Raw genomic sequence first — 15315 nt, 5'->3', positions numbered from 1 at the left:
CGGCGGCTCTTCCTTGCCGTCCTTGGGGTCCTTGCCGCTCGCCCACGACGGCACCTTCGGCATGATCGAGCCGAACCGGCCGAACGCGGCCGCCGAAGCCGCCGCGAGCCCGGCGGTGAACATGTCGCCGAACAGCGGGTTCGACGTCGGCACGGTCGTCCCCGGCTGGGTCGTCGTCCCGCCACCGGGCAGCGGGTGCCCGTCGGTGGGGGTCACGACGACGCCGCCGCCGGTCATGCCGTTGCCGACGAGCCCCGGCGAACCGGCGCTGCCCGCACCCCCGCCGGCCGGCGGCGTGGGCGGCGTCTGGACGGCGTTCGGCGACGCCGGGATCGACTCCTCCGCGACGGTGTACTCGCCGGCGAGCTGGGTCATCACGACGATCGCCCGGCCGTGCGCCGAGCCCGCGGCGTTCGCGGCGGCCTGCTGCGCTTCGACGTTGGCGATGGCCTGCTGACGCTGCTGCGCCGCGGCCTGCACGACCGCGGGGGAGGCGTCCGGCGGCAGCAGCGGCGGGTTCACCGCGAGCGCGACGTCGGCCGGGGCGACGTCCGGCACCGAAACCGGCGGCGGCATCTCCTTCTTGGCCTTGACCAGGGCGTCGGCGGCGTCCCCGAGCGTCACGTTCATCGCCTCCGCGGTCTGCGCCACCTTCGAGATGCCGTTCGCGAGGTCGATGATCATCCGCTGGTACTGGTCGGCCGCGCCACCGGTCCACTGGTCCTTGAACTCGGTGAGCTCGGCGTCGAGGTTGTGGGCCTGCTCGTGCAGGTGCAGCGCGGCGGACTTCCACTTGTCGGCGGCGTGCCGCGCGCTGTTGGGGTCGCCGGCCTGCAGCATCGCGTACAGCTGCTGGTGGCTGTACGCGGCGAAGTTCGTGTGCGCGGTGTTCGTCATCCCTTGCGGCTCCCGTCCGTGTCTCCGCCGCCCAGCAGGCCCAGGACCGGGTCGAGCAGGCCGGTGACGACACCCGAGGCGTGCAGGTCCCCGGCGACCGACTGGTCGGCGTGCTGGTACCCGTCGGCGACCGTGGTGGTGACGTCCTGGGCGAATCCGATCGCGCTGCGGACCTGGTCGAGCAGGCCCTGCATCTCCGAGACGGCGGCGCGGTGGGCGTCGGCCAGCGACCCCGCCTCGCCGAACTCGCCGAACAGCAGCGGTTCCTCGCCGAGGGTCAGCAGGAAGTCGTTCGGTTTCGACATCGCGTGGATCTGGGTCTCCAGCTCCCGCACGAAGTCCTTCAGCGATTCCAGGTGGACGTAGTACGACTGGTCTGGCATCGGTCCCGGCTCTCTGGCGCGATGGGGCTGACATGGGGAAAGCCGGTCGGCCGGTGCGAGCGGGGGGTTTCCCGCACCGGTCGACCGACGTCTGGGGCGCGGGTCAGCCCGCGAACAGTCCCTGGTTGCGGTTTTCCAGCGACTGCTGGAGGTCGTGCGCCTCGCCGACCTTCCCGCCGAACTGCGCGATGATCGCGACGATGTCCGCGGTGGCCTGGCGCAGGCGGGTCTCCGCCTGGCGGGCGGCGTCACCGGCGGAGCTGCCGGAGGCGTACCAGGTCGCGGTGATCGGCTGCAGGTTCTGGTGCAGCTGCTCCAGCTGCGAGGTGAGCGCCTTGGCCTTGGCGGCCAGGGATGCCGAGCTGTGCTGCAGCGCGGCGAAGTTGATTTCGACGACGTCGGCCATGGTGGGCGTCCTCTCGGTCAGGGGTTGAGGCGGGGGAGCACGCCCGAGCCCTCGAGGGTGTTGCCGACCCCCTGGAAGCTCTGGTGGACGTCGGCGTCGCCGCGGCCGTAGTTCGCGTGGCTGGTGTGCACGAGCTGCGACATCGTGTCGAGCTCCTTCACCGCGGCGGACATCTTTTCCTGCAGCCGGCGCTGGAGGTCCCAGAAGGCCACGGCCTGGTCACCCTTGTAGTTGCGCAGCGCCTCGGTCAGCTCGGACTCCAAGCTGGCCATCGTGGACTTGGCGTTCGTCGCGGTTTCCTCGAAACCCTGGACGGCGCGCGTCATGGCAGCGGAATCTGCCTGGAATCCCGGACTGGACATCGACGGGCCACCTCCTTCCTGAAGCGAATACCCCTGGCGCGGTGGTCCGCGCGGTGTGAAAGTCACGCTAGAAAAGAGGCCAGTGTGGTCAAACGGCACAACTGCCGGTCGCGGTGACGGCACTATTACCCACGCGAGTGGGGGTAGGGCGTGCCCCACCCCGGTCCGGTGGTGCGCTCCAGTGTTTCCCCGCCGCTCCGGCGGCACGCTCGAGACCATGGCAGACAAGGGAAATCCGCTGGTCACGCTCCGCTCGTGGCACCGCCCGCTGGTGGTGCTCGCCGGGGCGATGGGGGTGCTGTGCGCGGTCTCGCTGCTCGGGCTCCTCTTCGATGATCGCACGCTGGTCAACGCGCCGATCTGGCTCAAGCCCTTCAAGTTCTCCGTGTCGATCGGGCTGTACGCGCTGACGCTGGCCTGGCTGCTGACGCACGTGCGCCGCGCCCGCCGGACCGGCTGGTGGTTCGGCACGCTGTTCGCCGTCGGCATCGGCCTCGACTTCGTGCTGCTGGTGTGGCAGATCATCGTCCGCGGCCGGACGCTGCACTTCAACCAGTCCACGCCGATGGACGCCGCGATCAACAACGTCGTCGCGGGTGGTGCCTACACGGCGTGGTCGATGACCGCCGCCGTCGCCGTCCTGCTGCTGTTCCAGCGCATCCCGGACCGCGCGCTGCGCTCGGCCCTGCGCTGGGGCGCCGGCCTGGCCGTGGCCGGGATGTACGTCGCGACGCTGATGTTCTCGCCGACGCCGGCGCAGCAGGCGACGCTCGAGGCGACCGGCGAGTACTCGACGTTCGGCGCGCACTCGGTCGGCGTCGACGACGGCGGCCCCGGGCTGCCGGTGGTCGGCTGGAGCACGGTCGGCGGGGACCTGCGGATCCCGCACTTCATCGGCATCCACGCAATGCAGGTGCTGCCGCTGGCCGCGTTCGGGCTGCTCCTGCTGGCCCGCCGGTACCGGGTGCTCGAATCCGACGTCGTCCGCCGCCGGCTGGTCCGGACCGCGGGCGCGGGCTACCTGGGCCTGCTCGGGCTGCTCACCTGGCAGGCCGAGCGCGGCCAGTCGATCGTCCACCCGGACTTCTGGACGCTCGCCGCGGCCACCGGCCTGATCGCGGCGGTCGCCGTCGCGGGCACGCTGTCGTTGCGGTCGCTCCCGCGGGAAGCGGTCGTCTCTGCCGAAATTCTGAGATCCGCCCGGTAGACCGGGACACCCGGGCGAGAGGCGGTTCGTGATGGTCCACCCGCAGGCACTGCTGGACGAGCTGGAGCGCGCTCCGGAGGTCCCCGCGTTCGAACACGGACCGCGGGTGACCACCCGGGGCGAGCTGCGGGACCTGATCGGCCGGTTCACCGCGGGCCTGCGGGCCGCCGGGCTCGGCGCGGGCGACGGCGTCGGGCTGGCCACCGCCGTCACCGCGGAGGGGTTCGCGGCCCTGGTCGCGGTGCACGTTCTCGGCGCCCGCGCGGTCGCCGTGCGGGCCGGGCTGCCGGAGGCGCAGCTGCGGCACATCCTCGGGGACCTCGCCGCGGTGGTCGCCGACGAGCCGTGGGAAGCCGGGGTTCCGATGCTGCCGGTGGCGTCGCTGCTGCGGACGTCCCCCGTCGAGCCGGTGCCGCAGGGGCGGCCGGACGACATCGCGACGGTCGTGTTCACCAGCGGCAGCACCGGCGTCCCGAAGGGGGTGGCCTACAGCTACCGCGCCCTGACCGAAGGCCGCGTGTGGCAGCCGCCGGTCCCGGGCTCGGCGCACGAGCGGCTGGGGACGGGGTTCGGCCGGTACCTGCTGTTCGGATCCCTCTCCAGCGCGGTGATGGTCGAACAGCTGGGCGTCTGCCTGTTCGCGGGCGGCACGGCGGTGATCCCCGAGGCGCTGCCCGACTTCCCGGGGGTGCTGCCGCGGCTGGGCATCACGGCGGCGCTGACGACCGTGCCGCGGCTGCACCGGATGCTGGACGTGCTGCGGACCGAAGACGTCGACCTGAGCGCGCTGCGGAGGCTGATCGTGGCCGGGTCGCCGGTGCCGCCGCACACGCTCGCCGAGGCAGCCGAGCGGATCGGGCCCGCGATGCACCACGCCTACGGCCAGACCGAGACCGGGATGCTGACCATCTGCCGGGCGGACGAGGGGGCCGGCTCGGTCGGGAAGGCCTGCGACACGGTCGAAATCGCGGTCCGGGAGGGCGAGGTGTGGGTGCGGACGCCGTCGGCCTTCGCGGGGTACTGGCGTGACGACGTGACCACGGCCGAAGTGCTGAGCGACGGCTGGGTGCGCACGCAGGACCTGGGGTTCGTGGACGCCGAGGGCTACCTGCACCTGTCCGGCCGCGCGCGGGACGTGGTGATCGTGAACGCGATCATCCACTACACCGGCCCGATCGAGCGGGCGATCGCGGCGTGCCCGGACGTCGATCAGGCGTACGTGGTCGCGGTCCCGGACCCGCTGACCGGCGAGGCGGCGCACGCGTTCGTGGTCCCGGCGCCGGGCCGCGCACCGGACCTGGACGAGGTGCGCAAGGCGGTGGCGGCCGAGCTGGGGGAGGCGGCGGTGCCGGCGCGGTTCAGCTTCGTGGGGAAAGTCCCGGTGGCGCCGTCCGGCAAACCGGACAAGGCGGCGCTGCGGGCGTCCGTCGTGGACTGACTACTTCCCGGCGCGCAGGTCCGTGATGACCTTGGCGACCCGCCGCTGCCGGGTCTCCTCGGTCTTCGCCTGGCCGATCGGCAGCACGAACCGCTGCTTCGCGCTGTAGGACAGGCTCTCGAACCGGGTCCGGGCGGCCTCGTCGGCGGCGAGCGCCGCCGCCAGATCGGCGGGGATCTCGAGTTCGCGGGGCGCGGTGTCGAGGGCGATCTCGACCTCGACGTCGTCCCCGGCGGCGACCCCGGCCTGTGCCCGGTTCTCCGCGCTCAGCGGCACCAGGAACTGCCCGCCGCGGCCGGCGACGGTGGTGCGGTACGTGTGGCCGCCGAGCGTCACGGTGACCGCGGGCTTCTTGCCGGCGCCGAGCGCCTCGACGACGTCGGCGGGAACCGGCAGGCCGGTCGCGGTCTTGCCGCCGAGCAGGACCTGGGTGCGGAACTTCATGCCCCGAGTATGCCGGGGGCCGGCCGCCCGGGCAGGACGGCCGGCCCCCGGTCCGCCGCTCACAGGATGGCGATCGCTCGCGGGACGGGCACCTCGCTGGTGAAGGCGAAGTCGCCGTGCCAGGCGGAGCTGGTGCCGAACTTCGTCCCGGTCGACACCGAGACGTAGACGTCGGCGGAGGTCCCGCGGGTGAAGGTGGCGATGTCGTCCTTGCCGTCGCCGGTGAAGTCGCCGACCGCGGGGATCTCGTCGCCGTAGGCGAAGAACTCGTGCCACTTCACGCCGCTGCCGGTGAACTTCGTTCCGTCGGACAGGGCGACGTACACGTCCGCACCTTCTCCGCGGGCGAAGACGACGATGTCGTCCTTGCCGTCCCCGTTGAAGTCGCCGACCGCGGGAACTTCGGCGTTGTAGGCGAAGTCGTCGTGCCACTTCACCTCGTTGCCGACGAACTTGGTGCCGTCGGAGAGGGCGACGTACACGTCGCCGGTGGTGCCGCGGGTGAAGGTGGCGATGTCGTCCTTGCCGTCGCCGTCGAAGTCGCCGATCACCGGGGTCTCGCCGTGCGGGGCGAAGTAGTCGTGCCACTTCAGGGCACTGCTGGTGAACTTCGTCCCGTCGGAGAGGGCGACGTAGACATCCGCGCTGTCTCCGCGGGTGAAGGTGGCGATGTCGTCCTTGCCGTCGCCGTTGAAGTCCCCGACCGCGGGGATCTCGTCGTTCGCGGCGAAGAACTCGTTCCACAGCACGCCGTTGCCGTTGAACTTGGTCCCGTCGGAGAGAGCGACGTACACATCCGCCCCGGCGCCGCGGGCGAAGGTGGCCACGTCGGCCTTGCCATCCCCGTCGAAGTCACCGGAGAGCGGGATTTCCGCACCGATCGAGAACCGGTCGTGCCAGAGGGCGCTGGTACCGGTGAACTTCGTCCCGTCGGAGCCGGCCACGAAGACGTCGCCGGCGCTGCCGCGGGTGAAGGTGGCGATGTCGGCCTTGCCGTCACCGGTGAAGTCGGTCAGGGACCGGGGGCCGGTGGTGGCGGTGAACTGCGGGCTCGCGGCGCCGTTCGCGACGACCAGGTAGTTCCACGTCTTGCGGGCCGTGGCCGAGTGGAGGAACGTGCTCGCCTTGGTGGTGCCGACGAGCTGTTCGGCGCTGACCACGACGGGACCGTTCGAGCTGGCGTAGATCGAGTACGTCACGTCGTCGGAAGCGGTGAGCGGGGTCCAGGACAGCGTGACGCCGTGGCCGGCCGCCTTGGCCGTGCCGATGATGGCCTGGCCACGGATCCAGCCGCGCAGGTCGTCGGCGCGGGCGGCGGTCGTGCCTTGGCGGGTTTCCGTCTCGCCGAAGCAGCCGTGCTGCCAGGACGCCCCGGCCACCCCGGCCAGGGTGCCGTCCGCGCGGAAGACCGGCGCACCGGCGTCGCCCTTGCAGGCGTCGGCGGCTCCGCTCAGCGACAGGGTCGTCGCGGTGGACGCCGAGACGGTGAACTTGCCGACGTGCGCCTCGTTCGGCACCCACTCGGTGTCCGTCCGGCCCCAGCCGGCCAGCGACAGCTCCTCCGACGCACCGGGCACGCCGGCCGTCGCGGCGAGCTTGAGCGTCGGGACGTCGGTGATCGTGGTGTCGAGCCGGACGAGCGCGACGTCGCGGTCGGTGCGCGGGAGCACCGTGAGCACCTTCGCGGTGTGCGTCCCGACGGTGACGCTGACGGGCTTCGCCGGCGGGTTCTCGGGAACGCAGCTCGCCGCCGTGAGGACCAGCGTGGGTTCGACGAGCGCGCCGCTGCAGGCGCGGCCGTCGGCGGTGAGCTTGGCCGCGAAACCGAGGTTCACCGCCGCGGGGCCGGGAACCGCGGCCGCGGGGACGATGCCGGCCGCGGTCGCGGCGAGCAGGGCGGCCGAAACCGCTGTCACTCTCTTCATCGTGTCTTCCCCTCGGTCAGCCGGCGAGCTTGCAGGAGTCGGGGGCGGCGGTCACGTGGATCTCGGTGTTCCAGCCGGAGCCGATCGTCACGCCCATGTGGTCGGGACCGGACGGCGCCCACGTTTCGGTGTTGGCCGAGTACCGGTACCAGCGCAGGACCGGGCCGGTCTGGCCGTCGAACGGGCTGGTGCCGGTGCTGCCGCGGCCGTACAGGACGTCCCCGCCCGGCGAGAAGACCTCGCTGAACATCTGCCAGCCGACGCCGACCGCGCGGTCCTTGTCCGCCCACGCCGAGGCCGTGAAGTCGTACTCGAAGCGGAACATCTCGCCGCTCGGCTTGCGCGCGTACAGCACGCCGTCGCCGGCCGCGGTGATCGAGTCGAAGCGGGACCAGCCGGTGTCCAGGACGTCGCCGGCGCCGTTGACCCACGTGCCCGTCGCGTCGTTCCAGAGGTAGTACTTCAGCCGGCCCTGGTCGTCGATCATGAAGATGCGGTTCTTCTCGTCGACGGTGATCCGGCGCCGGTACTCGTCGGTGAGGTAGCGGTCCCAGCCGTTGCCGACCTGGCCGCCGCCGCTCCAGCCGGTGACCGTCGAGTACGTCCAGCGCTTCAGGGCGCCGGAGGCGAACTGGTCGCCCGAACCGTGGTTGCGGTGGATGTCCCAGATGACGCCGCCCTTGCCGGCCAGGGTGCGGCCGTCCCAGCCCCAGCCGATCGCGCTGCTCGGCTGCGACCAGCTGACCGCGCCGTCGGCCGGGCCGAGGTGGACGTAGCGCCAGAGGCTGCCGTCGGCGCGGGCGGTCCAGATCGCCGCCCCCTCCGGGCACGAAACCGGCGTCGGCACGGTGGTGTCGCGGATCCACCCGGCGAGGTCGTCGACGCGGGTCTCGGTGCCGCCGGACCGGGTTTCGGTGACGTCCAGGCAGCCGTGCTGCCACGACGTGCTGCTCAGCGCCACCAGCTGGGCGGTGCCGCCCGCCAGGCGGAACGCGGGACCGCCGGCGTCACCCTTGCACGCGTCGGTGCCGTCGGCCGACGACACCGTCACGGTGGCGCCGTTGACGCCCGAGACGGTGAACGGCGCGACACGCGGCCGCGCGGGCACCCACTCGGTGGCGGTCCGGCCGAAGCCGGCCACCTGCAGGGTGTCCCCGGCCTGCGGCGCGGTGGTGCCGAGGGCGATCGGCTGGACGCCGGTCGCCGGCTTCTCCAGCTTCGCCAGGACGACGTCCCGGTCGGTGCGGCGCACGACCTTCGTCAGCTTCGCGGTGAATCCGGCGCCGGTGCCCAGGTCGACGTCGCCGACCACGACGGTCGCGGCTTCGGTCGGGGCGCCCGCGCCGCCCGCGGTCAGGCAGGTCGCGGAGGTGAGGATCCAGGACGGGTCGATCAGGGCGCCCGAGCAGGACTTCGTCGGGGTGGCGATCCGGGCGAGGAACGGGTGGGTGCCGACCGGCACCACCGTGCCGCCGGACAGCGCTTCGGCGGGGGTCGCGGTCAGCAGACCGCCGGCGAGCAGGGTGACGGAAAGCGCGGTGAGCCGGGTCCGGCCGCGTGGGTGCATCGGTTTCCCCCTCGGTGGGTGCGGTGGCGGCGCCCCGAGCGGGACGCCGCCACCGGTGGAACGGTCAGAACAAGGTCGACTGGGCGGCGTTGAACGTGCCGTTGCTGCTCCACTTGACGCCTTCGGAGTCGAACCCGCCGGAGGCGTTGGCGTGCCAGCGGAACAGGTTCGTGTTCGAGGCGCCGTAGTCGTAGGAGGCGACCAGGTCCGTGCGGCCGTCCCCGTCGTAGTCGGCGGTGGTCCACTGGGACTGGGCGAGGTTCCAGACCCCGGTCCCGGTCGTCCACTGCGTGACCGGCGCGTCGACGCCGGTGGCGGTGCCGTGCCAGGTGCGGAAGGTCAGGTTCGCGCCGCCGAGGTCGATCGCGGCGCCGAGGTCGGTGCGCCCGTCGCCGTCGAAGTCGCCGGAGAGGAACTTCGCCTTGCCGGACGGGATGCCGCCGTTCCACTTGACGTTCTGCGCGTCGAACCCGCCGGAAGCGGTGCCGTACCAGAGGAACAGGTTCGCGGAGTTGTCGCGGTAGTCGTAGAAGGCGGCCAGGTCGGCCCGGCCGTCACCGTTGAAGTCGCCGCCCCGCCAGCTCGACTGGGCGAGGTTCCAGTTGCCCGGCCCGGTGCGCCACTGCGTGACCGGGGCGTCGAAGCCGGACGCCGTCGCGTGCCAGGTCAGCATGCTCAGGTCGGCGTTGCCGTTGTCGTAGGCGGCGGCGATGTCCGTGCGGCCGTCGCCGTCGAAGTCGCCCGTGGTGAACCGGGCGTTGAGCGGCCGGAAGGCGCCGCTCCACTTGATGCCCTGGCTGTCGAACCCGCCGGAAGCGTTGGCGTACCAGAGGAACAGGTTCGAGCCGCCGTCGAGGTAGTCGTAGAAGGCGCCGAAGTCGGTGCGGCCGTCGCCGTTGAAGTCGCCGGTGACCCAGCGGGCCTTGGCGGCCTCCCAGCCGTCGGTGTTCCACTTCAGCTGCGGGGCACCCACGCCGCCGTCCGCGCTCGTCGGCCAGACGTACACGCCGGTGCGCGCGTTCTTCAGGTCGTAGCCCGCGCCGGTGTCGTCCTTGCCGTCGCCGGTGAAGTCGTTGCCCGCCGAGACCGGGGTGGTCGCCGAGACGACGTCGGTCGGCGTGCTCGTCCAGCCGTCGGTCGTCGCGACGACGACCCGGTAGTAGCGGGTCTGCTTGGCGGGCAGGCCGGTGTGCGTGTAGGACGTGCCGCCGACGCTGCCGAGCAGGTGCGCGCTGTCCACGGGCACGTCCGGGGTGGCCGCGGCGTAGACGCGGTAGCCGATGCTGCCGGCCACCGCGTGCCAGGTCAGCGTGATCGCGTGGCCGACGGCCTTGGCGGTGGGGGCCAGCGCCTGCTGGCGGATCCAGCCGGCGATGTCGTCGATGCGGGCGGCGACGGTGCCCTGGCGGGTGGTGGTCTCGCCGAAGCAGCCGTGCTGCCAGGACGTGCTGGTCACCGCGAGGACGTCGGTGCGGCCGCCGGCGTCGCGGAAGATGGGCGCGCCGGCGTCGCCCTTGCAGGCGTCGGTGCCGTTCGTGCCGGTCAGGGACAGGGTGGTCGCCGTCGACGACGCCGCCTTGAACGTGCCGACGTGCAGCGTGTCGGGCACCCATTCGCTTTCGGTGCGGCCGTAGCCGGCCAGGCTGAACGTTTCGTCGCCGCCGCCGGAGCCGGCCGGGATGGTGCTGAGCGGCAGGGGAGCGATGTCGGTGACCGGCGTGGCGAGCCGGGCGAGCGCGACGTCCCGGTCGGCCCGGACGACGACGTTCGTGACGCCCACGACGTGCCCGCCGGTGCCGCTCAGGGAGGTCCGCCCGATGGTGGCGGTGGTCGCCTTGGCGGGCACCCCGCCCTGCGGGTTCTCGGGGAAGCAGCCGGCGGCGGTGAGGACGAGGTCGGGCGCGATGAGCGCACCACCGCAGGCGCGCCCGTCGGCGGTAAGTTTCGCGGCGTACGGATAGGCGCCCGCCGCGGCGGCGGTCCCGCCGGAAACGGCTTCGGCGGGACCGGTGGTCAGCAGCCCGGCGGCCAGCAAGGCCGTGGTGATGGCCACGGCCCTGGGACGGATGGACATGCGGGTGTTCTCCCCTCGTTGTGCGGAACAGATCAGGGCGGCTTTCTCCCGGGTGGAGTGCGCCCTCGATGAATGGGTTCGCGGAATGGCGAATCGATGGTTTCAGACGTGTCCCGCTCAGCGGAAAAACGGCGCATCGGGGGAATGGATTTCCCCACGCGCCAGCCGGCCCCCCGACCGGTGTTTCCTCCCCTAGTCGATCCCTCCCGGCCTGTCCATACGCCGAACGTCGCAACCACCGTGACGGTGGTCGCAGCCGCGCAGGTCAGGCCCCCATGGGGCGTTCATCCGCCCCGTGGTCCCATCGACAGCAAACTCCGGTCATTACCGTTATGGGTCGTGATGTGCCTCACATTCCGGCTTGCCAGTGTGGTGGGTTAGTGTGTGAAAGCTTGTCGCTGCGGCGGCGGTGAAGAGGGGCGTTCTCATTCATTTACGCACGCATTTTCCGGCGTGCCCGCAATTCTTGCCCTCGAGGGCCCGGGAGCGATGACAGCACCACAGCACGACCCCGAGCTCTTCGACGAGCTGATGCGCGCCGAACTCCGGCAGCAGCCGATCAGCCGGTACGCCGTCGCCACGCTCGTCTCCGGGCTGCTCGGCGGCCTCCTCGCACCCGTCTTCGGCCTCATCGCCCTCTCGCGCATCCGGAAGCAGCGGCAGCGGGGGCTGGTGCTCGTCGTCTGCGGCCTGGTCGCCTTCACCGCCTGGATGGGCGTGCTCGCGTACCGGATCGGCACCGGGACGGCGTGGTGGCAGCAGCGGACGGCCACCCAGGACCGGCTGCCCGAAGGCGGGGCGCACGGCCTCGACCTCGTCGTCGGCGACTGCTTCCATGCTCCGGCGGCGTCGGGCGAGGCCGACGTGTTCCGGCTGTCGTGCGCGGAGAAGCACACCGGTGAGGCGTTCGAGGTGCTCCCGCTGGGCGAGGGCCCGATGCCCGACATCCTCGAGCTCTACCGGAACACCCTGGCCCGCTGCGAAGCCGACGCCCGCGCGGTCCCCGACGTCCGCGTGCAGGTCATGACGCCGACCTCGGCGAGCTGGGCCGCGGGCAAGCACCGGGCGATCTGCTACTACCACTTCGCCGCCGAGACCACCGGGCCCGCGCGCTGAGCTCCGCCCGGGCGCGGTGCCTAGGACTCCGCCGGTTTCGTCCACGCCACCTGGACCAGCCCGGTCCCGTGCCGCCGCGATACCAGCGTTCCCCGGCCCGGGGGCTGGGGTGACGGCTTTACGTCCGCCAGCAACGCCCCTTCGTCCTTCGTCCCCGACATGATCAGCCCCGGCGAGCCCAGCTCGCGCAACCGCTGCAGCACCGGCTCGAACAACGCCCTGCCGGCCCCGCCCGACCCCCGGACGATCACCAGGTGCAGGCCGATGTCGCGGGCCTGCGGCAGGAACTCCAGCAACGGCTGCAACGGGTTGCGGCCCACCGTGGCCACCAGCTCGTAGTCGTCCACCAGCACGAACAGCTCCGGCCCCCGCCACCACGAGCGGTTCCGCAGCTGCTCCGGCGTCACCGACGGGCCCGGCAGGCGGTTGCGCATCGCCTGGGCGCACTCCGCGATCAGGTCCGTGAGCTTGCCCTCGGCGCCCGCGTACCCCAGCAGGTGCGGCTCGGCCACCGCGCCCAGGAGACCGCGGCGGTAGTCCGCCACGATGATCGCCGCTTCCTCCGGCGAGTACGCCGACGTGATTCCGGTGGCGATCGCTCGCAGCAGGGACGACTTGCCCGACTCCACATCGCCGAACGCCACGAAGTGCGGGTCCGCCGCGAAGTCCAGGTACACCGGGCGCAACGTCGATTCCGAGATGCCCAGCGTGACCTGGCGCGACGGGGCCGCGGGCAACCCGTCCAGGGGGACCTCCGGCGGCAGCAGCCGGACCTGCGGGGCGCGCGGCCCCTGCCACGCCTCGGAAATCCGCCGCACCAGGTCGACGCCGCCGGCGCCGATCGTGTCCGGGCGCTGGTCGGAGTCGATGCGGGGCAACGCGGCCAGGAAGTGGAGCTTCTCCGCCGTGATGCCGCGGCCCGGGCGGTCGGCCGGGACGTTGGCCGCCACCTTGCGGTCGATCGAGGAGTCCATCGGGTCGCCCAGGCGCAGCTCGAAGCGGGTGCCGATGGCGTCGCGCAGCTGGGCGCGGACGCCGATCCACTGGTTCACCGACACGATCACGTGGATGCCGAAGCCGAGCCCGCGCGCGGCCAGGCCGGTGATCTGCTCCTCCAGCTGCTCGTACTCCTGGCGGATCGTCGTCCAGTTGTCCACGAACAGGAACACGTCGCCGAACTCGCGTTCGTCGGTGCTCTCGGTGAACTCGGACCGGCGGGCGCGGAACGCCGCCATCGACTCGATCCCCTGCGCCGCGAAGAACTCCTCGCGCTGCTCCAGCAACGTCGTCAGCTCGGCCACCACCCGGCGGCAGCGCTGTGCGTCCCGGCGGGTCGCGTACCCCGACACGTGCGGCAGCCCGGCGATCGGCGCCAGCGCGCCACCGCCCATGTCCAGCACGAACAGCTGCACCTCGGCCGGCGTGTGCGTCAGCGCGAGCATGCCCGCGATGTCCTTCATCAGCGTCGACTTCCCGCTCTGCGGCGCGCCGACGATCAGCGCGTGCCCGGCCGCGCCGGAGAAGTCGGCCCAGTGCAGGTCGCGGCGCTGCTCGAACGGCTTGTCCACCAGCGCCACCGGGATCGTCAGCTTGCCGTTGCCGCCCCAGCCGAGCGGGCACAGGCCACGCGCCGCGTCTTCGCCGAGCGGCGGCAGCAGCTGGTCCAGCGTCGGGGGTTCGGCCAGCGGCGGCAGCCAGATCTGGTGCGCGGCCGGGCCGCGGCCCTCCAGGCGCGAGAGCATCGCGCCGATGATCGTCTCGCCGGTACCGCCCTCCGCAGGAGCCGCGGACACCTCGGTCGTCACCGGGATTTCCACCGGCGCCAGGGAAAACGGCAGCACGCCGAGCTCCTGGCCGTCCTCGCGCACGACTGTGCTGCGCGGCGGCAGTTCCCCGGAGACGTAGGCCGCCTTGAGCCGGATCAGCGTTTCGGTGTCGGACTTCAGGTACGCCGACCCCGGCACCGGCGGCAGGTGGTAGGCGTCCGCGACCCCCAGCACCGCCCGGCTTTCCGCGGCCGAGAACGTCCGCAGGCCGATCCGGTACGACAGGTGCGAGTCGAGCCCGCGCAGCCGGCCCTCTTCCAGCCGTTGCGAGGCCAGCAGCAGGTGGATGCCGAGCGACCGCCCGAGCCGGCCGATCGCGACGAACAGGTCGATGAACTCCGGCCGGGAGGACAGCAGCTCGCTGAACTCGTCGATGATCACCAGCAGCGAGGGCAGCGGGTCCAGGGGCGCGCCGTCCGCGCGGGCCTTCTCGTAGTCGCGCACCGACGCGTAGTTCCCGGCCGCGTGCAGCAGTTCCTGCCGCCGCAGCAGCTCGCCGTTCAACGCGTCCGCCATCCGGTCGACCAGCGCGAGGTCGTCGGAGAGGTTGGTGATCACGGCGCACGTGTGCGGCAGCCCGGTCATCCCGGCGAAGGTCGCGCCGCCCTTGAAGTCGATGAGCGCCAGGTTGAGCGTCTCCGACGAGTGCATCACGGCCAGCGCCGTCACCAGCGTCCGCAGCAGCTCGCTCTTGCCCGACCCGGTCGCGCCGATGACCAGGCCGTGCGGGCCCATGCCGCCCTCGGCGGACTCCTTGAGGTCCAGCTCGACCGGACGGCCTTCGGGGTTGACGCCCAGCGGGATCCGCAGCCGGTCGCGGGCCGCCCGCGGGGCCCACGTCACGGCCGTGTCGGTGTCGCGCGGGTCGCCGATGCCGAGCAGCCCGGCCAGCCCGAACGTCGCGGACATCGGTTTCTCGCCGACGACCGCGGCGGGCGTGTGCAACGGCGTCAGCATCCGCGCGAGGGCTTCCGCGGCGCCGCGGTCGAGGACGTCCGGGCGGCCGAGGAAGCCGAGCCGCTGCTCGCCGCCTTCGCCGACGACCATGCCGAGGGACTCCGGCGCGGTGTGCAGGCTCAGCAGCTTCTCGGACGACGACGTCCGCGGCTGCTCCTGCCCGACCTCGATCACCGTGACGCCGAGCCGCCCGTCCGAGCCGATCAGCCGGGGCTCGCCGTGGGCGTTGCCGCCGTCGACCAGGACGATGAGGTGGGGCAGGTCGAGCTCGGCCGCCGCGCGCCGGCTGAACGCGGGCCGTTCGCCGAGGTCGGCGCCCAGCAGCTCGGCCAGCCCGGCCGCGGTGTCGGCGGCCAGCCGCCGCGAGCCGACGGCGTCGGCCGCCCCGGCCGCCGTCGCGTGCGGCAGCCACTTCGCCCATTCCCAGTCGTGCTGCCGGTCCGGCGACACGCAGAGCGCGACCCGCAGGTCCGCGGGGGAGTGGAAGGTGACGAGCTGGCACAGCAGCGCCCGCACCAGGCCCAGCACGGCCGGCCGCCGCCCGGCCACGGTGACCGCGGCGAACGACCGCAGCGACAGCGCGACCGGCAGGCCGTCCACCGTCGAGTAGGTGCGGATGAAGTGCTTGAGGCTGGTGGACGACACCGGGTCCAGGTCTTCCAGCGGCACGGTCTGCGGCGCCTTCAGCGGCGTCGCGAGCCGCTGCGGCCCGG

At 72.5% G+C, this 15315-nt stretch carries 12 protein-coding genes; 3 read left to right on the top strand and 9 right to left on the bottom strand.

All coding sequences use genetic code 11. The features are described from left to right. From ACWEVN_RS38455 to ACWEVN_RS38440, 4 genes are all read right to left on the bottom strand, one after another. On the bottom strand, positions 1-897 hold an 897-nt coding region (locus ACWEVN_RS38455), incomplete at its 3' end, for a WXG100 family type VII secretion target (RefSeq protein ID WP_452054553.1). After that, positions 894-1280: a hypothetical protein gene (locus tag ACWEVN_RS38450; RefSeq protein WP_452054552.1), complete on the bottom strand. Its 387-nt coding sequence runs from the start codon at positions 1278-1280 to the stop codon at positions 894-896. The genes ACWEVN_RS38450 and ACWEVN_RS38455, both read right to left, overlap by 4 nt. A gap of 103 nt (positions 1281-1383) precedes the next feature. Continuing rightward, on the bottom strand, positions 1384-1686 hold the full coding sequence (locus ACWEVN_RS38445) for a hypothetical protein (protein ID WP_003057455.1): 303 nt from the start codon (positions 1684-1686) through the stop codon (positions 1384-1386). A 17-nt stretch (positions 1687-1703) separates the two neighbouring features. Further along, entirely contained in the window at positions 1704-2048 is a 345-nt protein-coding gene (locus ACWEVN_RS38440; protein WP_152603733.1) for a WXG100 family type VII secretion target, read from the bottom strand. Between the two features lie 217 nt (positions 2049-2265). Between ACWEVN_RS38440 and ACWEVN_RS38435 the strand changes: the two genes are divergently transcribed. Then, positions 2266-3255, top strand: a complete 990-nt coding sequence (locus ACWEVN_RS38435; protein ID WP_452054551.1) for a hypothetical protein — start codon at positions 2266-2268, stop codon at positions 3253-3255. A gap of 31 nt (positions 3256-3286) precedes the next feature. Further along, the gene (locus ACWEVN_RS38430) at positions 3287-4693 is read left to right on the top strand and encodes a class I adenylate-forming enzyme family protein (protein ID WP_452054550.1); all 1407 of its coding nucleotides are present in this window, start codon (positions 3287-3289) and stop codon (positions 4691-4693) included. Here ACWEVN_RS38430 and ACWEVN_RS38425 read toward each other — a convergent pair whose 3' ends face one another. From ACWEVN_RS38425 to ACWEVN_RS38410, 4 genes are all read right to left on the bottom strand, one after another. Beyond that, positions 4694-5137 carry a YdeI/OmpD-associated family protein gene (locus ACWEVN_RS38425; RefSeq protein WP_452054549.1) on the bottom strand — a complete coding sequence of 148 codons (444 nt, stop codon included), beginning with the start codon at positions 5135-5137 and terminating at the stop codon, positions 4694-4696. A gap of 59 nt (positions 5138-5196) precedes the next feature. Further along, entirely contained in the window at positions 5197-7062 is a 1866-nt protein-coding gene (locus ACWEVN_RS38420) for an FG-GAP-like repeat-containing protein (protein WP_452054548.1), read from the bottom strand. Positions 7063-7078: 16 nt separating this feature from the next. Beyond that, the gene (locus ACWEVN_RS38415; RefSeq protein ID WP_452054547.1) at positions 7079-8629 is read right to left on the bottom strand and encodes a tachylectin-related carbohydrate-binding protein; all 1551 of its coding nucleotides are present in this window, start codon (positions 8627-8629) and stop codon (positions 7079-7081) included. A 64-nt stretch (positions 8630-8693) separates the two neighbouring features. Beyond that, on the bottom strand, positions 8694-10703 hold the full coding sequence (locus ACWEVN_RS38410) for a trypsin-like serine protease (RefSeq protein ID WP_452054546.1): 2010 nt from the start codon (positions 10701-10703) through the stop codon (positions 8694-8696). Positions 10704-11192: 489 nt separating this feature from the next. On the opposite strand from ACWEVN_RS38410, the gene ACWEVN_RS38405 reads away from it, so the two are divergent. Next, positions 11193-11819: a hypothetical protein gene (locus ACWEVN_RS38405; RefSeq protein ID WP_452054545.1), complete on the top strand. Its 627-nt coding sequence runs from the start codon at positions 11193-11195 to the stop codon at positions 11817-11819. A gap of 20 nt (positions 11820-11839) precedes the next feature. Here the strand turns inward: ACWEVN_RS38405 and eccCb are convergent. Then, the coding region (eccCb, locus tag ACWEVN_RS38400) for a type VII secretion protein EccCb (RefSeq protein WP_452054544.1) at positions 11840-15315 on the bottom strand (3476 nt) is incomplete at its 5' end.

Source organism: Amycolatopsis sp. NPDC003861, from assembly GCF_053605405.1.
Note: the sequence above shows the minus strand (reverse complement) of the source record. Positions and strands in the feature narration are given on the sequence as shown.